Below are 20,147 nucleotides of genomic sequence, written 5' to 3'. Positions count from 1 at the left end.
GGCTCGAGGGCCTCATCGCCGGGAAGAAGGCTCCTACAGAGGGCTGTTTTCCCCCATCTATCAGTATTACCAAGTTTGTCAGAGTTTTACATTGAGCCCGGCAGGGTGCATGTATATAATGGCGCGCTTCCATTTTCCCGCTCGGGAGCCCCCGCGATGCTGCGTATCAGCCAAGAAGCTCTGACATTCGACGACATTCTCCTAGTGCCCGGTTATTCCGAGGTGCTTCCTAACGAAGTCAGTCTCAAGACCCGCCTAACCCGTGGCATCGAGCTGAATATTCCCCTTGTTTCCGCTGCCATGGACACCGTCACTGAAGCCCGTCTGGCCATCGCCATGGCTCAGGAAGGCGGCATCGGCATCATCCACAAGAACATGACCATCGAGCAGCAAGCTGCCGAAGTGCGCAAGGTCAAGCGTTACGAAGCCGGTGTGGTGAAAGATCCGATCACCATCGAAGCCGACGCCACCGTGCGCGACCTGTTCGACCTGACCCGCCTGCACAACATCTCCGGTGTTCCGGTGCTGCACGATGGCGACCTGGTCGGTATCGTCACTTCCCGTGACGTGCGTTTCGAGAACCGTCTTGAAGTCACCGTCCGTGAAGTGATGACGCCCAAAGAGCGTCTGGTCACTGTCAAGGAAGGCGCCGACAAGAACGATGTGCGCGAACTGCTGCACAAGCACCGCATCGAGCGTGTGCTGATCGTCGACGACAAATTCGCCCTCAAAGGCATGATGACCGTCAACGACATCGAAAAAGCCAAGGCTTACCCGCTGGCCAGCAAGGATGACCAAGGTCGTCTGCGCGTTGGCGCGGCGGTCGGCACCGGTAAAGACACGGGCGACCGTGTTTCGGCCCTGGTCGCTGCCGGCGTTGACGTGGTGGTGGTCGACACCGCCCACGGTCACTCCAAAGGTGTGATCGACCGCGTGCGTTGGGTCAAACAGAATTTCCCTGACGTGCAAGTGATCGGCGGCAACATCGCCACCGGCGCTGCCGCCAAGGCCCTGGCCGAAGCGGGCGCGGATGCGGTCAAGGTCGGTATCGGCCCAGGCTCGATCTGCACCACCCGTATCGTCGCGGGTGTGGGCGTGCCGCAAATCAGCGCCATCGCCAACGTCGCCGCAGCCCTTGAAGGCACTGGCGTACCGTTGATCGCCGACGGCGGCATCCGTTTCTCCGGTGACCTGTCCAAGGCCATCGTAGCCGGTGCTTCCTGCGTGATGATGGGCTCGATGTTCGCCGGTACTGAAGAAGCGCCAGGCGAGATCGAACTGTTCCAGGGCCGTTCGTACAAGGCTTACCGTGGCATGGGTTCGCTGGGCGCCATGTCCCAGGCGCAAGGCTCTTCCGATCGTTACTTCCAGGACTCCTCGGCAGGCGCCGAGAAGCTCGTCCCGGAAGGCATCGAAGGCCGTGTGCCGTACAAAGGCACTCTGAGCGCAATCATCCACCAACTGATGGGCGGCCTGCGTTCCTCGATGGGCTACACCGGCAGCGCCGACATCGAAGAAATGCGCACCAAGCCAGAGTTCGTACGGATCACCGGCGCCGGCATGGCTGAATCCCATGTCCACGACGTGCAGATCACCAAGGAAGCGCCAAACTACCGCGTAGGTTGATGCTTCCAGCAAACTGTTAAGTAACCGGGGCTGTTCTTCAGCCCCGAGTTGTTTCTGATTCATTAGACGAGACTGACTTCATGGCCCTCGACATTCACGCCCACCGCATCCTGATCCTCGATTTCGGTTCCCAGTACACCCAACTGATCGCCCGCCGCGTGCGCGAAATCGGTGTGTACTGCGAACTGCATCCGTTCGACATGGACGACGAAGCGATCCGCGAATTCGCACCGAAAGGCGTCATCCTCGCCGGTGGCCCCGAGTCCGTGCACGAAGCCAACAGCCCACGCTGCCCGCAAGCCGTATTCGACCTGGGCGTACCGGTCTTCGGCATTTGCTACGGCATGCAAACCATGGCCGAGCAACTGGGCGGCAAAGTTGAAGGTTCCGAGCTGCGTGAATTCGGTTATGCCCGTGTCGACGTGGTCGGCAAGAGCCGCCTGCTGGACGGCATCGAAGACCACGTCGACGCCGACGGCCTGTTCGGCCTCGACGTGTGGATGAGCCACGGTGACAAGGTTACCAAGATGCCGGAAGACTTCCACATCCTGGCCAGCACCCCGAGCTGCCCGATCGCCGGCATGTTCAGCGACGAGCGTCGTTACTACGGCGTGCAGTTCCACCCGGAAGTGACCCACACCAAGCAAGGCGGCCGCATCCTGTCGCGCTTCATCCTCGACATCTGCGAGTGTGAGGCCCTGTGGACCCCGTCGAAAATTGCTGAAGATGCCATCGCCCAGGTTCGCGCCCAGGTCGGCACCGACAACGTATTGCTCGGCCTGTCCGGCGGCGTTGACTCCTCCGTGGTCGCAGCCCTGCTGCACAAAGCCATCGGCGACCAGCTGACTTGCGTGTTCGTCGACAACGGCCTGCTGCGCCTGCACGAAGGCGAGCAAGTAATGGCCATGTTCGCCGAGAACATGGGCGTCAAAGTGATCCGCGCCAATGCTGAAGATCAGTTCTTGAACAACCTGGCCGGCGAGTCCGACCCGGAGAAGAAGCGCAAGATCATCGGTCGCACCTTCATCGACGTCTTCGATGCCCAGTCCAACAAACTGGACAACATCAAGTTCCTCGCCCAAGGCACCATCTACCCTGACGTGATCGAGTCGGCCGGTGCCAAGAGCGGCAAGGCCCACGTGATCAAGTCCCACCACAACGTGGGTGGCCTGCCTGAGGAAATGAACCTCAAGCTGGTAGAGCCGCTGCGCGAACTGTTCAAGGACGAAGTCCGCCGTCTGGGCCTGGAACTCGGCCTGCCGTACGACATGGTCTACCGCCACCCATTCCCAGGCCCGGGCCTGGGCGTGCGGATCCTCGGTGAAGTGAAAAAGGAATACGCCGACCTGCTGCGTCGCGCCGACCACATCTTCATCGAAGAACTGCGCAAGGCCGACTGGTACCACAAAGTCAGCCAGGCATTCGTGGTGTTCCAGCCGGTGAAATCGGTTGGCGTTGTCGGTGACGGTCGTCGTTACGCCTGGGTCGTGGCCCTGCGTGCCGTAGAGACCATCGACTTCATGACCGCACGTTGGGCACACCTGCCGTACGAACTGCTGGAAACTGTCAGCGGCCGTATCATCAACGAGATCGAAGGCATTTCGCGCGTGACTTACGACGTGTCGAGCAAGCCGCCGGCGACGATTGAGTGGGAGTGATCCTGCAGTAGCAGGTGAACGCTGAACAACAAAACCCCGGCCATGTGCCGGGGTTTTGTGTTTATGGAATACGGTAAATGGATCACCCCGATTCTCTGTAGGAGCTGGCTTGCCAGCGATGAGGCCCATGAATGATGTGGCGGGTTCAAGGATGCAATCGCTGGCAAGCCGGCTCCTACAGTGGGCGCGTCAGGCTGCTCAGCGCCGCGCAATATCCGAAAAGTAAAACTTATCCAACGTATGCCGCGACTCGGTGTACTCGAACTGCCGCCCGTCCTGCAAAAACGTCTGGTTACTCACCACGATCACATGGCTCTGCCCTTCGAGGTCGAGGTGTGTCTGGTCGTCCTTGCCGCGTGGCAGGGCCTCGATGGTGCGTTGGGCATAGGCAATTTGCAGCTGCAACGTCTGTTCGATAAACGCGTAGATCGACTGTTCGGCGATGTCGCGGTCCAACCCCGGAATCACCTCGGCAACGAAATGGTTGATGTCGAGGATCACCCGTTTGCCGCCGATGCGCCGTACCCGTTTGATGCGGGTGATCAGGGTGCCGGGTTCGGCTTCGATGTGTTGCAGCAGTGAGCCTTCCAGCGGGAATTGAGTGAACTCGACCACTTCGGTGCGTACGTCATCGCCCAGGTCGGCGTGGGTTTCGTGGAAGCTGACGATGCCGCCCAGTTGGAACTCGATCGGGTTGGGCGACAACACGAAAGTGCCCTTGCCGTGGATTTTTTGCGCAAAGCCACGCTCCTGCAACTGCTCGATGGCCCGACGCACGGTGCCTCGGCTGGCCTGGTAGCTGTCCATCAGTTCTGTTTCGGAGGGAAGGCGTGTGCCGCGCTGCAGGCGTTCGGTGGTGATGCTGGCAAGCAGATCCGTATAGATCTGGTTGTATTTGCTCATGGGGATGGCTCTTTGCCGGGGTTGCGGTCAAGGCAGGAACCTTAGTGGCAGAGCGGGGGTTTGTCCATTAGACCCTTGGATTTATGCGGCTTGTAGCCATGCGCTGTCCTACAAAAAATAAACAAAATGTAACTCGTACAGACGAGTTGTTGCTTTAACTCGTGCAGACGAGTACTTTTGCCCTCGGCGTGCTGCCAATGACTGCCCCCAAATAAAAAAATCAAAGTGGAAACCAAGCATGAGCCACGACTATTCGACTATCGCCCGCGAGATTCTCGAGAACCTCGGGGGCAGCGACAACCTTGAGCAAGCTGCCCACTGCGTCACCCGTCTGCGCCTGGCGCTCAAGGACCCGAGCCTGGTCAACGGCAGTGCGCTGAACCAAGTGGATCTGGTCAAGGGCTCGTTCTTCACCGGCGGCCTGTTCCAGGTGGTGATCGGCCCCGGCGAAGTGGAAAAAGTCTACGCTGCCCTGCGCGAGCAGACCGGCCTCGCTGCCGCCACCATCGCCGACGTGAAGAAGAAGGGCGCCGACAAGACCAACGCCATGCAGCGTCTGGTGCGGGTGTTCTCCGACGTGTTCATGCCGATCCTGCCCGCGCTGATCATTGCCGGCCTGTTGATGGGCGTGAACAACCTGATGGGCGCCAAGGGCATGTTCATCGAGGGCAAGACGCTGCTGGAGGCCTACCCGAATCTGGATGGCCTGTGGAGCCTGATCAACCTGATGGCCAACACCTCGTTTGTGTTCCTGCCGGCGCTGGTGGGCTGGTCGGCGGCCAAGCGGTTTGGCGGCAGTGAAATCCTCGGCATCGTGCTTGGCCTGATGCTGGTGCATCCAGACCTGCTCAACGCTTGGAACTACGGCAAGGCGGTCGCCGGTCTCGACGGCCAGAGCCTGCCGTACTTCGATATTTTCGGCTGGTTCCAGATTGAAAAAGTCGGCTACCAGGGGCAGATCCTACCGATCCTGATGGCCGCCTATGTGATGAGCGTGATCGAGAAATGGTTGCGGGCGCGAGTGCCCAACGCGATTCAATTGCTGGTCGTGCCGATCACCACCATCGTCGTCACCGGCGTGTTGGCCCTGGCCATTATCGGTCCGGTAACGCGTCACCTCGGCATCCTGATCACTGAAGGCGTGGTCACCTTGTTCGACCTGGCACCGATGGTCGGCGGGGCGATTTTCGGCCTGCTGTATGCGCCGTTGGTGATCACCGGCATGCACCACATGTTCCTCGCCGTGGACCTGCAGCTTATTTCTACTCAGGGCGGCACCTTTATCTGGCCAATGATCGTCATGTCCAACCTGGCCCAGGGCAGCGCTGCGCTTGCGGTGTTCTACATGACCCGCAATGCGCGGGATAAAAGCATGGCGTCGACCTCGGCGATTTCGGCTTACTTCGGCATTACTGAGCCGGCGATGTTCGGGGTGAATTTGCGTTTCAAGTTTCCGTTCTATGCGGCCTTGGTGGGCTCGGGATTGGGCAGCATTTTCCTCGCGCTGAACAAGGTGCAGGCCTCGGCCATCGGGGTGGGAGGCTTGCCTGGGTTTATCTCGATCGTGCCGCAATCCATCGCGGTGTTTGTGATTGGCATGGTCATCGCGATGGTGGTGCCGTTTGTTTTGACCTGTGCGTTGAGCATCAAGATTGTTCGGCCTGGGTACAGGGTCGCCTGACCCGACGCCATCGCAGGCAAGCCAGCTCCCACATTTGAAACGCGTTCCCCTGTGGGAGCCGGGCTTGCCCTCGATGAGGCCCGAGAGGCCTGTACACAAATCAACTGAAGGAACCCACCATGCAAGACTGGCAACACTCGGTGATCTACCAGATCTACCCGAAAAGCTTCCACAGCCATGCGGGTAACGCCACCGGTGACCTGCTGGGCATCGTGGACAAACTCGACTACCTCAAATGGCTGGGTGTCGACTGCCTGTGGATCACCCCCTTCCTGCGCTCGCCGCAACGGGACAACGGCTACGACATCAGCGACTACTACGCCATCGACCCCAGCTACGGGACCATGGCCGATTGCGACCTGCTGATCAGTGAAGCGGCCAAGCGCGGCATCAAGTTGATGCTGGATATCGTGGTCAACCACACCTCCATCGAACACGAATGGTTCCAGCAGGCACGCAGTAGCCTCGACAACCCTTACCGCGATTTCTACATCTGGCGCGACCAGCCGAACAACTGGGAATCCAAGTTCGGCGGTTCGGCCTGGGAATACGAGGCGCAAACCGGCCAGTACTTCCTGCACCTGTTCGACCACACCCAGGCCGACCTGAATTGGGACAACCCCAAGGTGCGCGCCGAAGTGTTCAAGCTGATGCGCTTCTGGCGCGACAAGGGCGTGGGCGGCTTCCGCCTGGATGTGATCAACCTGATCTCCAAGCCCGCCGATTTCCCCGAGGACAACACCGACGGCCGTCGCTTCTACACCGACGGCCCGAACGTGCACGACTACCTGCAGGAAATGCACCGCGAAGTCTTCGAAGGGCATGACCTGATCAACGTCGGCGAGATGTCGTCCACCAGCCTCGAACACTGCATCCGCTACTCACGGCCAGAGTCGAAAGAGCTGTCGATGACCTTCAACTTTCATCACCTGAAAGTCGATTACCCGAACCTGCAGAAGTGGGTGAAGGCCGACTTCGACTTCTTGCAGCTCAAGCAGATTTTCTCCGACTGGCAACTGGGCATGCAGGCCGGTGGCGGCTGGAACGCGCTGTTCTGGTGTAACCACGATCAGCCACGGGTGGTCTCGCGCTTCGGCAATGACGGCGAGCATCGGGTGGTCTCGGCCAAGATGCTGGCGACCGCGCTGCACTTCCTCCAGGGCACGCCGTTTGTGTACCAGGGCGAAGAGCTGGGCATGACCAATCCTGGCTTCGACAGGATCGAGCAGTACCGCGATGTAGAGACCTTGAACATCTTCCGCCTCAAGCGCGATGCGGGTGAGTCCGAGGCGTCGAGCATGGCCGCGATCATGCAGAAGTCCCGCGACAACGGCCGTACGCCGATGCAGTGGAGTGCCGGGGAAAATGCCGGTTTCAGCAGCGGTGAGCCGTGGATTGGCATTCCGGCCAACGCGGCGCAGATCAACGTCGAAAGCCAACTGGATGACCCGGACTCAGTGCTGCATCACTACCGCGCGCTGATCGCCTTGCGTCGTCACGAACCGCTGATCCAGAAGGGCGTGTATCGCCAACTGCTGCAGGACCATTTGCAGGTCTGGGCCTACCTGCGCGAGGGCCATGGCGAACGCCTGCTGGTGCTGAACAACTTCTACGGCACGCCCTGCGAAATCCAGCTGCCGGACAACGTGATCAACCCGGCCCGCGAACAGCGCCTGCTGATCAGCAACTACCCCGACTGCCCGCAACGTACCGCCACGGTAGCGCTGCGTCCCTACGAATCGTTTGTGCTGCACCTGAAAGACTGAAATACCGCGACCCACTGTAGGAGCCGGCAAGCCGACTCCTACAAGGGAGCGTGCACCACGCAATAACAATAAGAAAAAATATTAGGAGCGTTTTATGAAAACAAGAATAAAGCTGGGCCTCGTTGCGTCTTGTCTAAGCCTGCCGTTTGGCGCTCAAGCCCTGGAATTTGCCGGTTACCTGCGCAGCGGCGCGGGCACCTCGACGGGCAGCGGTCCACAGCAATGTTTCCAACTGCCCGGGGCGCAATCCAAATACCGCCTGGGTAACGAATGCGAACAATACGCCGAGCTAGAACTGCGCCAGGACCTGCTCACCCTCGACGACGGCTCGGTGCTCAGCGTCGATGCCATGGCATCGCTCTACAACAAGTACGACCGTGAGCTGAAGTTCCAGGGCGAGAACAATGGCTCGGCGCGCATGCCGCAGATGTATGCGCAATGGTCCAACCTGCCCAGCCTCAATGGCGGTTCGGTGTGGGCCGGTCGGCGTTACTACAAACGAAACGACATCCATATCTCAGACTTCTACTATTGGAACCAGAGCGCCACGGGTGGGGGGATCGAGGACGTGCTGATCGGCGACCTCAAGTACAGCTACGCGATTTCCCGCAAGGACAACCTGTACCAGAAGGAATACGCCACCCGTCACGACTTCAACGTCGCAGGTTTCAAGACCAACCCCGGCGGTGAGCTGGAATTGGGCTTGAGTTACATCGAAAAAGCCGGCGGGCGCGACACCAACAGCGGTTGGGCGATCACCGCGCAGCACGTGCAAAAACCTTTCCTCGGCGGCAAGAACAAGTTCGCTTTGCAGTACGGCGAGGGCCCCGGCACTGGCCTGGGTTACACCGGCAATACCTTCCTGGACAACAGCAGCAAAAGTTACCGCGCCGTGGAGTTTTTCGACTGGCAGGTGACCCCGCGTTTTGGCGGGCAGATCGAGGCCGTGTATCAGAAAGACATTCGCCCAGGCTCAAGCGACCAGACCTGGATGTCCCTCGGTGTGCGCCCGGCATACGCCATCAGCGAGCAATTCAAACTGGTCACCGAGCTTGGGCATGATCAAGTCGAGGCCACGGGCGGAACGCGCAAGCTGAGCAAATTTACCTTCGCCCCGACCTGGTCGCCCAAAGGCCCGGATTTCTGGGCTCGTCCGGAGGTGCGCTTGTACTACACCTATGCAACCTGGAACGAAGCGGCCAAGCGTGCGGCGAATGAATTGGCGGCGGGGTCGGCGTTGTCCGATACCGGTGCCTATGGCACGGCGCGACATGGGTCGAACTTTGGCGTGCAAGTCGAATATTGGTGGAAATAATCAATTCTCTGTAGGAGCGAGCTTGCTCGCGAAAAACGCAAGGGCACCGCGTTCATCCAGGATGCGTACGTCATCGTTGACGTCCTTCGCGAGCAAGCTCGCTCCTACAGGGTTATTTACAGAACAAAACAGCAGGTGAAGTCATGACCACAACTCAACCCCTGGAATTGCTGGCGCCCTTGTCGGGTGTGCTGCTGGCGCTGGACAAGGTGCCGGACCCGGTTTTCTCCAGCCGCCTGATCGGCGATGGCCTGTGCATCGACCCCACGTCGCAGACGCTCTGCGCGCCGCTGGCCGGGGTGATCAGCAATATCCAGGACAGTGGGCATGCGGTCAGTGTCACCGACGACAACGGCGTCCAGGTGCTGATGCATATCGGCCTGGACACCGTGAACCTGGCGGGCCAGGGTTTCACCCGGTTGGTGCAGGAAGGCCAGCGGGTGGAGGTCGGGCAGCCGTTGATCGAATTCGATGCCGACTACGTGGCACTCAACGCACGCAGTTTGCTGACCTTGATGCTGGTGGTCAGCGGCGAGCCCTTCAGCCTGTTGGCGGACGGCCTGGTGCAAATGGGCCAGCCGCTGTTGCAGTTATCCCCAAGTGCGGTCGTGGAAGCAGCGGACGAAGAGGAGGGCGATGCAGTGTTCTCCAAGCCGCTGACCTTGCCCAACGCCAACGGCCTGCACGCCCGCCCGGCAGCGGTATTTGCCCAGGCGGCGAAAGGTTTCAACGCCAGTATTTACCTGCACAAGCAAACCCAGAGTGCCAACGCCAAATCGCTGGTGGCGATCATGGCGTTGCAAACCGTGCAGGGCGATACCTTGCAAGTGAGCGCGGCGGGCGAGGACGCCGAGGCGGCGATCAAGGCGCTGGTGGTCTTGTTGGCTGAAGGCTGTGGCGAGGTAGTGGCAAGCATTGCCGAGCCGGTCGCAACGCAGTCGCCGGCAACCTTGCTGCGGGGCGTGTGTGCATCACCGGGCTCGGCGTTTGGTCAGGTCGTTCAAGTGACCGAACCGGAGTTGATCATCACGGCGCAAGGCACGGATGAAGCAACGGAACGCGCTGCTTTGACGCGCGGCTTGCTCGCCGCCACTGAAGCGTTGCAGGTTTTGCAGGACAAGGCGGCTGGCAGCGCTCAGGCCGAGATTTTTCGCGCGCATCAGGAGTTGCTCGAAGACCCGACCTTGCTGGAACATGCCCACCGCCTACTGGCTGAAGGCAAGAGTGCCGCGTTCGCCTGGAACAGTGCCACGCTCGCGACCATCAAGCTATTCCAGGGGTTGGGCAACGCGCTGATCGCTGAGCGTGCGGCAGACTTGGCGGACGTCGGCCAGCGCGTGCTGAAACTGATCCTGGGCATACAAGACAGCGCCTGGGAGTTGCCGGAGCGCGCGATCCTGATCGCCGAACAACTGACGCCTTCACAGACCGCCAGCCTGGACACACGCAAGGTGCTGGGGTTTGTCACTGTCGGTGGTGGCGCGACCAGCCACGTCGCAATCCTCGCCCGTGCCCTGGGCCTGCCGGCTATCTGCGGTGTTTCGGCTCAGGTGTTGGCGGTGGCCAATGGCAAGCAGGTGCTGCTCGACGCCGACAAAGGCGAGCTGCACCTCGAACCGAACCTGGCCGAAATCGAGCAGCTGGACGTTGCGCGTAAACAACAGGTGCTCCGCCATCAGCGCGATGTGGCGCAGGCGTCGTTACCTGCCACTACCCGCGATGGTCATCACGTTGAAGTCACTGCCAACGTGGCTTCGTTGCAGGAAGTCGAGCAATCCCTGAGCCTCGGCGGCGAAGGCGTCGGCCTGCTGAGATCGGAGTTCCTGTATCTGGATCGCAACCGTGCCCCAAGTCCCGACGAACAGGCAGCGACCTACACCGCGATCGCCCGTGCCCTGGGCACCGAGCGCAACCTGGTGGTGCGCACCCTCGACGTGGGTGGCGACAAACCCTTGGCCTATGTGCCGATGGACGCCGAGACCAACCCCTTCCTCGGTCTACGCGGCATCCGTTTGTGCCTGGAACGCCCGGAACTGCTGCGCGAACAATTCCGCGCGATCCTCGCCAGCGCCGGTTTTGCACGGCTGCACATCATGTTGCCGATGATCAGCCTGCTGTCGGAACTGCACCTGGCGCGCAGGATCCTTGAAGAGGAAGCACTGGCGCTGGGGCTCACCGAGTTGCCAAAGCTGGGCATCATGATTGAAGTGCCGTCCGCCGCGCTGATGGCGGATGTGTTCGCGCCCCATGTAGATTTCTTCTCTATCGGCACCAACGACCTGACCCAGTACACGCTCGCCATGGACCGCGACCACCCGCGCCTGGCCAGTCAGGCCGACAGCTTCCATCCGGCGGTACTGCGCCTGATTGCCGCCACGGTCAAGGCCGCCCACGCCCATGGCAAGTGGGTGGGTGTGTGCGGCGCGTTGGCGTCCGAGGCGCTGGCGGTACCCGTATTGATCGGGCTGGGTGTGGACGAGTTGTCGGTCAGCGTGCCGTTGATCCCCACCATCAAAGCCACTGTGCGCGAGCTGGACCTGGCTGACTGCCAGATCATTGCCCGCCAGGTCCTGGGCCTGGAAGAAGCCGCCCAGGTGCGTGAGGCCTTGCGCCAATATCACGCGGCCACCGTAGAAACCTCACCTGTCGTGGAGCACTGAGTATGTTCGAGAAATTGCAGCGGGCGTTCTGGAAGGCCCTGACGCCGGATTTGATTGCCGAGACGGCCACTGCGCCGACGCAGAGCCTGTTGTCGGTCGAGGTGCTGAACGCGTTGGGTGGGGCGGATAACCTCAAGTCGCAGCAGCGTGTGGCGCTGACGCGGGTGAGGGTGCAGTTGCAGGATGTGGCGAAGGTGGATACTACGGCGTTAAAGGCAGCGGGGGTGCCAGGTGTGATGGTGCTGACGGGCGGAGTGGTGCATCTACTCACCGGCCTTTAAGCCTAGTGGAGATCCAAATGTGGGAGCGGGCTTGCTCGCGAATGCGGTGTATCAGTCAGCCTGTGTAGCGACTGACTCACCGCTTTCGCGAGCAAGCCCGCTCCCACATTAGTCTTAGGGTGTTTGGGAGTGTGTCTTACAACTGCGGGTTATCTTCTGGCGGCTTGGTCTTGTCCACACCCGGCACATGCAAGTTGCCTTCGACCACCTGGTTGCCTTCCAACTGCGGCTGGGTCACCCAGGTAAGGATGTCGTAGTAACGCCGGATGTTCGCCACGAAGTGCACCGGCTCACCACCCCGGGCATAACCGTAGCGGGTCTTGCTGTACCACTGCTTCTGCGACAGGCGCGGCAGCATCTTCTTCACGTCCAGCCACTTGTTCGGGTTCAGGCCTTCACGTTTGGCCAAGGTGCGGGCATCTTCCAGGTGACCGGTGCCGACGTTGTAGGCGGCGAGGGCAAACCAGGTGCGATCCGGCTCGGCAATGCTGTCGTCCAATTCATCCTTGATCTTGGCCAGGTACTTGGCGCCACCCATGATGCTTTGCTTGGGGTCCAGGCGGTTGGACACGCCCATCGCCTGGGCGGTGTTCTGGGTCAGCATCATCAGGCCGCGCACGCCGGTCTTGGAGGTGACGGCCGGCTGCCACAGTGACTCCTGATAGCCGATGGCTGCCAGCAGGCGCCAATCGACCTTTTCTTCCTTGGCATAAGCGCGGAAGTGTTTCTCGTATTTGGGCAACCGCTGCTGCAGATGCTGGGCAAAGGTGTAGGCGCCTACATAACCCAGAACATCGACATGCCCGTAGTAGCGGTCTTTCAGACGCTGCAACGTACCGTTCTTTTCGACTTTATCCAGGTAGCTGTTGATCTCGTTGAGCAGGCTGTTGTCTTCACCGGCGGCCACCGCCCAGCTCTGGTTGCTGGCGTTGCCCAGGTCGAACGCCACGCGCACGTTGGGGAAGTACACCTGGTTCATCGCCACTTCGTTGGAGTCCACCAGGGTCAGGTCGATTTGCCCTTCGTCCACCATGCGCAGCAGGTCGACCACCTCAACGGCGTCGGATTCTTCGTATTCAATCGCAGGATTCTGCTTTTTCAGCGCCGCCAGTTGCTCGGCGTGGGTGCTGCCCTTGAGCACCATGATCTTCTTGCCCACCAAATCGGCCGCGTTGGTCGGGCGCGACTGGCCGTTGCGGTAGATGATCTGCGGGGTGACTTCTAAATAAGGGTGGGAGAAACGCACCTGCGTCTGGCGCTGCTCGCTGCTGACCAGGCCGGCCGCTGCGAGAACCGGGCCGTTGGGTTTGCCCAGTTGGCCGAACAGGTCGTCGAGGTTGTCGGCGGTCTCGATCTCCAGCTTCACGCCCAGGTCATCGGCAAAGCGCTTGACCAGTTCGTATTCGAAACCGGTTTCACCGTTGCGGTCCTGGAAATAGGTCGCCGGGCTGTTCCGGGTGACCACCCGCAATACGCCATCCTCCTTGATTCGCTCGAGCGTGCTGGGTTTATCAACACAGGCGCTGAGCATCAGGAAGAGTCCGGTGGCGATGAGCCATTTGGCGCATCGCGGGCGCAAAGCAGTTGGGGAGAACATCTGCGCAGTATACGCAAACGGCCCACGGCGCCATATCTCGACAGCGCGGGTCTTGTCTGCTAGCGCCGGTAAAACTGTGCTGCAGCCCGCAGAAACGGGGCTTGGCGCGCGATTGTGACGGTTAAAATAACTGCGCCGGATGCCGGGCATGCCCCCTCTAAAGGGGGGTAATCCGGCCAACTGACGTCCGGCAGCAGCCACCGGTAGCGTTTCGGGTGCCGTTGGCGGCGGTTTACGCTAGAATGCACGGCCTCAAAGCACACCCCCTTCCCGAGGCTGTCCCGAAGATGTTGATCCTGCGCGGCGCTCCTGCCCTTTCTGCCTTTCGCCACAGCAAACTCCTTGAGCAACTGAGCCAAAAGGTTCCAGCTGTTACAGGCCTGTACGCTGAATTTGCTCACTTCGCCGACGTTACCGGCGTGTTGACCGCCGACGAACAGCAAGTGCTGGCACGCCTTCTGAAGTACGGCCCAAGCGTTCCGGTTCAAGAGCCTAATGGCCGCTTGTTCCTGGTTCTGCCGCGGTTCGGCACCATCTCGCCCTGGTCGAGCAAGGCCAGCGATATCGCCCGCAACTGCGGCCTGGAAAAAATCCAGCGCCTGGAGCGTGGTATCGCGTTCTACGTCGCCGGCCAGTTCAGCGATGCCGAAGCCGAGCTGATCGCCAGCAGCCTGCACGACCGCATGACCCAGATCATCGTCAGCCAGCTGGAACAGGCTGCCGGCCTGTTCAGCCACGCCGAGCCCAAGCCGCTGACCGCGATTGACGTGCTCGGCGGTGGCCGCGCCGCCCTCGAGAAGGCCAACACCGAGCTGGGCTTGGCCCTGGCTGAAGACGAGATCGACTACCTGGTCAACGCCTTCAACGGCTTGAAGCGCAACCCGCACGACATCGAACTGATGATGTTCGCCCAGGCCAACTCCGAGCACTGCCGTCACAAAATCTTCAACGCCAGTTGGGACATCGACGGCGAAAGCCAGGAAAAAAGCCTGTTCGGCATGATCAAGAACACCTACGTGATGCACAGCGAAGGCGTTCTGTCGGCTTATAAAGACAACGCCTCGGTGATCGTCGGCTCCGTCGCCGGCCGTTTCTTCCCGGACCCTGAAACCCGCCAGTACGGCGCGGTGCAGGAGCCGGTGCACATCCTGATGAAGGTTGAGACCCACAACCACCCGACCGCGATTGCCCCGTTCCCGGGCGCAGCCACAGGTTCCGGCGGCGAAATCCGTGACGAAGGTGCTACCGGCCGAGGCGCCAAGCCAAAGGCGGGCCTGACCGGTTTCACCGTGTCCAACCTGCAGATCCCAGGCTTTGAACAGCCATGGGAAGTGCCGTACGGCAAGCCTGAGCGCATCGTCACCGCGCTGGACATCATGATCGAAGGCCCGCTGGGCGGCGCCGCGTTCAACAACGAATTCGGGCGTCCGGCGCTGACCGGTTACTTCCGTACCTTCGAACAATCCATCACCACCCCGCGTGGCGATGAAGTGCGCGGCTACCACAAGCCAATCATGTTGGCCGGCGGCATGGGCAACATCCGTGAAGAACACGTCAAGAAAGGCGAGATCCTGGTCGGCTCCAAGCTGATCGTGCTCGGCGGCCCGGCGATGTTGATCGGCCTGGGCGGCGGCGCCGCTTCTTCCATGGCCACCGGCACCAGCTCGGCAGACCTGGACTTCGCTTCCGTACAGCGCGAAAACCCAGAGATGGAGCGTCGCTGCCAGGAAGTCATCGACCGTTGCTGGCAGTTGGGTGACAAGAACCCGATCAGCTTCATCCACGACGTCGGCGCGGGTGGTCTGTCCAACGCCTTCCCGGAACTGGTCAATGATGGCGACCGTGGTGGCCGTTTCGAACTGCGCAACATTCCTAACGACGAGCCGGGCATGGCCCCGCACGAAATCTGGAGCAACGAATCCCAGGAGCGCTACGTTCTGGCAGTCGGCGCTGAAGACTTCGCACGCTTCCAGGCCATCTGCGAACGCGAGCGTTGCCCGTTTGCGGTAGTCGGCGAAGCCACTGCCGAGCCACAGCTGACGGTTACCGACAGCCACTTCGGCAACAGCCCGGTGGACATGCCGCTGGAAGTGCTGCTGGGCAAAGCCCCGCGCATGCACCGTTCGGCTGTACGTGAAGCCGAGCTGGGCGATGATTTCGACCCAAGCCAACTGGAACTGGCCGACAGCATCGAACGCGTGTTGCACCACCCGGCCGTGGCGAGCAAAAGCTTCCTGATCACCATCGGCGACCGCACCATCACCGGCCTGGTGGCCCGTGACCAAATGGTCGGCCCGTGGCAGGTTCCGGTGGCTGACGTTGCCGTTACCGCCACCAGCTTCGACGTCTACACCGGTGAAGCCATGGCCATGGGCGAGCGCACACCGCTGGCCCTGCTCGACGCCCCGGCGTCGGGCCGCATGGCCATTGGTGAAACCCTCACCAACATCGCGGCTTCGCGCATCGGTAAATTGTCCGACATCAAACTGTCGGCCAACTGGATGTCCGCTGCCGGCCACCCGGGTGAAGACGCGCGCCTGTACGACACCGTCAAGGCGGTCGGCATGGAGCTTTGCCCTGAGCTGGGTATCACCATTCCGGTGGGTAAGGACTCCATGTCCATGGCCACCCGTTGGAACGAAGACGGCATCGACAAGACGGTCACCTCGCCGCTGTCGCTGATCGTCACCGGTTTCGCACCGGTCACTGACATCCGCCAGACCCTGACCCCGCAACTGCGCATGGACAAGGGCACCACCGACCTGATCCTGATCGACCTGGGCCGTGGCCAGAACCGCATGGGCGCCTCGATCCTGGCGCAGACCCATGGCAAGCTCGGCAAGCAGGCACCGGACGTCGATGACGCCGAAGACCTCAAAGCCTTCTTCGCCGTGATCCAGGGCCTGAACGCCGACGGCCACCTGCTGGCTTACCACGACCGTTCCGACGGTGGTTTGCTGACCAGCGTTGTCGAGATGGCCTTCGCTGGCCACTGCGGTCTGAACATCGTGCTCGACAGCGTTGCCGAGGATGCTGCCGAAATCAACGGCATCCTGTTCAACGAAGAGTTGGGTGCGGTGATCCAGGTTCGCCAAGACGCTACACCGGACGTACTCGCCCAATTCAGCGCCGCTGGCCTGGACGACTGCGTGGCCGTGATCGGCCAGCCGATCAACAACGGCGAGATCAACATCTCGTTCAACGGCGACACCGTGTTTGCTGGCCAGCGCCGCTTGCTGCAACGCCAGTGGGCCGAGACCAGCTACCAGATCCAACGCCTGCGTGACAACGCCGACTGCGCCGAACAGGAATTCGACGTGATCCTGGAAGAAGACAACCCGGGCCTTAGCACCAAGCTCAGCTTCGACGTCAACCAGGACATCGCCGCGCCTTACATCAAGAAAGGTATCCGCCCACAGGTTGCCGTACTGCGTGAGCAGGGCGTCAACGGCCAGGTGGAAATGGCGGCTGCGTTCGACCGCGCCGGTTTCAATGCGATCGACGTGCACATGAGCGACATCCTCGCCGGTCGCGTTGACCTCAACGAGTTCAAAGGCCTGGTAGCCTGCGGCGGTTTCTCCTACGGCGACGTGCTGGGTGCCGGTGAAGGCTGGGCCAAGTCGGCCTTGTTCAACAGCCGTGCCCGCGATGCGTTCCAAGGCTTCTTCGAGCGCAACGACAGCTTCACCCTGGGTGTGTGCAACGGTTGCCAGATGATGTCCAACCTCAGCGAACTGATCCCGGGCAGCGAGTTCTGGCCGCACTTCGTGCGCAACCGTTCCGAGCAGTTCGAAGCCCGTGTCGCCATGGTGCAGGTGCAGGAGTCCAACTCGATCTTCCTGCAAGGCATGGCCGGTTCGCGCATGCCAATCGCCATTGCCCACGGTGAAGGCCATGCCGAGTTCGAAAGCGAAGAAGCGTTGCTCGAAGCCGACCTGTCCGGCACCGTCGCCCTGCGTTTTGTCGACAACCACGGCAAGGTCACCGAGACCTATCCGGCCAACCCGAACGGCTCGCCGCGCGGCATCACCGGCCTCACCAGCCGCGACGGTCGCGTGACCATCATGATGCCGCACCCGGAGCGTGTATTCCGCGCCGTGCAGAACTCGTGGCGTCCGGAAGAGTGGAACGAAGACGGCGCCTGGATGCGCATGTTCCGTAACGCTCGCGTGTGGGTGAACTAAGACGGTGTACAAGCTCGCCTTCTTTGTGCCCGACAGCCACGTGGAGACGGTGAAGACCGCCGTCTTTGCCGCTGGCGGCGGGCGCATCGGCAACTACGACAGCTGCGCCTGGCAAGTGCTGGGCCAGGGCCAATTCCGCGCGTTGGACGGCAGCCAGCCGTTTATCGGGCAGGTGGGCCAGGTTGAAGTGGTTGAAGAATGGAAGGTTGAGCTGGTGGTGGCGGACGAGTTGATCGTGGCTGTAGTGGCGGCGCTCAAACTCAGTCACCCGTATGAGACACCGGCGTATGAGGTGTGGCAGTTGGCGGATTTTTGATTCGTTGGCTGCATAAACACGAAACCCGCTGGGCCAGTTTGGTCAGCGGGTTTTTTGTCGGCTGTTAGGGCCTCATCGCGGGCAAGCCCGGCTCCCACATTCGACCGCGTTGTCATGTCGTACATCAATCACTGTGGGAGCTGGCTTGCCTGCGATGGCGTCGGTACAGGCGCCTCAGATCTCTCCCACAGGTCTTTCAGGTTGTCCCTCGGAACTCCTCTCACTAATCTTCACCAGTCGCTGCCAATTCAGCGACCGGGACTGCAAGCCCGCCGAAATCATGTGTTGGACATGAATGAGATTCCTGGTCTCAACACTCCAGTCGCTAGTTAAGGCCAATCGCTGGCAAGCCAGCTCCCACATTTTGAATGTATTCACAGATAAAAAATGTGGGAGGCGGGCTTGCCCGCGATGGGGCCTGTTCAGGCAAAGATTTGTTAGGCCCCAGCCACAATCTGGCGACCGCTGACCAACCGCTCCAACGCGTCACCCAAGCCCGACGCTTTGTCACCAATCAACAAGTGCCAAACACCGCTTTCCAGCTGGCTCACACCCTGGCAACCCAGAGCCGTCAGGTCAGCTTCAGACAACACCGAGTCATCCCCTAACTCCACCCGCAACCGCGTCATCGCCACCGCTTCCAACTGGCGAACATTCCCTCGGCCACCCAAGGCATTCAGCCACTTCTCGGCTTCCTGCACATTCACCGCCACCGGTTTATCCACAGACGCAACCGCCACCGGCGCACTGGCAACAAACGAAGGCATGGCCAACCGAATCTCATCGGCAATGCTGTCTGCCATCGGCCCGACCACCACCTGCAAACTGCCGCCGTTACCTGGCCGGACGACCGCCATGGCACCGAGGGCTTTCAGCTGCGCATCCACCGCCTTGTTGCGATCCACCATGTCCAACCGCAGGCGCGTGGTGCAGGCGCCAACGCTCAGCAAATTCTGCGCACCGCCCAAGGCCTGGATGTAGGCCGTAGCGCGCTGGTTATCCGTCATCACCTCAGCCTGCACCACCTGGATATCTTCCCGCCCCGGCGTTTTCAGGTTGAAGCGGCGAATGCAGTAGTTGAACACGCTGTAGTAGATCAGCGCATAGGCCAAACCAACCGGGAATACCAGCCAGCCGTTGGTGGACTTGCCCCAGCCCAGCACCATGTCGATAAACCCACCGGAGAAGGTAAAGCCCAGGTGGATATTCAGCATATTGGTGACCGCCATCGACAGGCCGGTCAGCACCGCATGGATCAGGTACAGGAACGGTGCGAGGAACATGAACGCGAACTCAATCGGCTCGGTCACCCCGGTCAGGAACGAGGTCAGCGCCATCGATAGGAAAATCCCGCCCATTACTTTGCGGCGCTCGGGCAAGGCGTTGCGGTACATCGCCAGGCACGCGGCAGGCAGACCGAACAGCATCACCGGGAACATGCCGGTCATGAACTGGCCGCCTTTGGGGTCGCCAGCGAAGTAGCGGGTCAGGTCGCCCGTCACCACCGCGCCGGTGGCCGGATCGGTGAAGGTGCCGAACACAAACCACGCCATGTTGTTGAGGATGTGGTGCAGCCCGGTGACAATCAGCAGGCGGTTGAACACGCCAAACACAAACGCACCCAGGCTGCCGCTTTCCATCAACAACACGCCGAAGCTGTTGATGCCGTGCTGGATCGGCGGCCAGATCAAACCAAAGATCACGCCCAATCCGACCGCACTGAACCCGGTGACGATCGGCACGAACCGTCGTCCACCAAAGAACGCCAGGTACTCCGGTAGCTTGATGTCCTTGAAGCGGTTGTACAGCCCGCCTGCCATCAGGCCGCTGGCGATACCGGCAAGCATGCCCATGTTGATGGACGTGTCCATCACCTTGAGCGTGGAGACCATCACCAGGTAACCAATCGCACCCGCCAAACCGGCCGTGCCGTTGTTGTCGCGGGCAAACCCCACGGCAATGCCGATGGCGAAGATCAGCGCCAGGTTGGCGAAGATCGCCTGCCCGGCGTCGTGCATCACCGCGATGTTCAAAAGATCGGTGTCGCCCAGGCGCAGCAAGAGGCCGGCGATCGGCAGGATCGCAATCGGCAGCATCAGTGCACGGCCCAGGCGTTGCAGGCCTTCGATGAAATGTTGGTACATGGCGAGTCTCCTTTTT

12 protein-coding genes are annotated in these 20,147 nt (G+C 60.9%); 9 read left to right on the top strand and 3 right to left on the bottom strand.

The features are described 5' to 3' along the window. Positions 1–156 precede the first annotated feature (156 nt). Together guaB and guaA are read left to right on the top strand one after the other, a co-directional pair. A complete protein-coding gene (gene guaB, locus U367_RS0116450) occupies positions 157–1,626 on the top strand; it encodes an IMP dehydrogenase (protein WP_016977684.1) in 1,470 nt (489 codons plus the stop codon). An 80-nt stretch (positions 1,627–1,706) separates the two neighbouring features. Further along, a complete protein-coding gene (gene guaA / locus U367_RS0116445) occupies positions 1,707–3,284 on the top strand; it encodes a glutamine-hydrolyzing GMP synthase (protein WP_028617834.1) in 1,578 nt (525 codons plus the stop codon). Positions 3,285–3,482: 198 nt separating this feature from the next. On the opposite strand, the gene treR is transcribed toward guaA, so the two are convergent. Next, on the bottom strand, positions 3,483–4,187 hold the full coding sequence (gene treR / locus U367_RS0116440) for a trehalose operon repressor (RefSeq protein WP_028617833.1): 705 nt from the start codon (positions 4,185–4,187) through the stop codon (positions 3,483–3,485). A 238-nt stretch (positions 4,188–4,425) separates the two neighbouring features. Here treR and treP point away from each other — a divergent pair, with 238 nt between their 5' ends. From treP to U367_RS0116410, 5 genes are all read left to right on the top strand, one after another. Then, positions 4,426–5,868: a PTS system trehalose-specific EIIBC component gene (gene treP, locus U367_RS0116435; RefSeq protein ID WP_028617832.1), complete on the top strand. Its 1,443-nt coding sequence runs from the start codon at positions 4,426–4,428 to the stop codon at positions 5,866–5,868. Between the two features lie 119 nt (positions 5,869–5,987). Beyond that, positions 5,988–7,634: an alpha,alpha-phosphotrehalase gene (gene treC / locus U367_RS0116430; protein WP_028617831.1), complete on the top strand. Its 1,647-nt coding sequence runs from the start codon at positions 5,988–5,990 to the stop codon at positions 7,632–7,634. Positions 7,635–7,728: 94 nt separating this feature from the next. Then, positions 7,729–8,949, top strand: coding sequence for a maltoporin (locus U367_RS0116425; protein WP_028617830.1), 1,221 nt, complete (start codon positions 7,729–7,731; stop codon positions 8,947–8,949). A 143-nt stretch (positions 8,950–9,092) separates the two neighbouring features. Continuing rightward, positions 9,093–11,609, top strand: coding sequence for a phosphoenolpyruvate--protein phosphotransferase (ptsP, locus tag U367_RS0116415; protein ID WP_028617829.1), 2,517 nt, complete (start codon positions 9,093–9,095; stop codon positions 11,607–11,609). Between the two features lie 2 nt (positions 11,610–11,611). Then, complete coding sequence (locus U367_RS0116410) at positions 11,612–11,890, top strand: PTS transporter subunit EIIB (RefSeq protein ID WP_028617828.1); 279 nt, start codon at positions 11,612–11,614, stop codon at positions 11,888–11,890. A 136-nt stretch (positions 11,891–12,026) separates the two neighbouring features. Here the strand turns inward: U367_RS0116410 and mltF are convergent, their stop codons facing one another. Continuing rightward, on the bottom strand, positions 12,027–13,487 hold the full coding sequence (gene mltF, locus U367_RS0116405) for a membrane-bound lytic murein transglycosylase MltF (protein ID WP_028617827.1): 1,461 nt from the start codon (positions 13,485–13,487) through the stop codon (positions 12,027–12,029). A gap of 287 nt (positions 13,488–13,774) precedes the next feature. On the opposite strand from mltF, the gene purL reads away from it, so the two are divergent. Together purL and U367_RS0116395 are read left to right on the top strand one after the other, a co-directional pair. Next, positions 13,775–17,671, top strand: coding sequence for a phosphoribosylformylglycinamidine synthase (gene purL, locus U367_RS0116400; RefSeq protein ID WP_028617826.1), 3,897 nt, complete (start codon positions 13,775–13,777; stop codon positions 17,669–17,671). 4 nt (positions 17,672–17,675) lie between these two features. Beyond that, a complete protein-coding gene (locus tag U367_RS0116395; RefSeq protein ID WP_028617825.1) occupies positions 17,676–17,987 on the top strand; it encodes an NGG1p interacting factor 3 protein, NIF3 in 312 nt (103 codons plus the stop codon). A gap of 437 nt (positions 17,988–18,424) precedes the next feature. On the opposite strand, the gene nagE is transcribed toward U367_RS0116395, so the two are convergent. Continuing rightward, positions 18,425–20,131, bottom strand: coding sequence for an N-acetylglucosamine-specific PTS transporter subunit IIBC (gene nagE / locus U367_RS0116390; RefSeq protein ID WP_028617824.1), 1,707 nt, complete (start codon positions 20,129–20,131; stop codon positions 18,425–18,427). Between the last annotated feature and the right edge of the window lie 16 nt (positions 20,132–20,147).

This window comes from Pseudomonas canadensis (assembly GCF_000503215.1).
GTDB classification, from domain to species: Bacteria; Pseudomonadota; Gammaproteobacteria; order Pseudomonadales; family Pseudomonadaceae; genus Aquipseudomonas; species Aquipseudomonas canadensis.
This window is presented reverse-complemented; position numbering and strand designations above follow the sequence as displayed.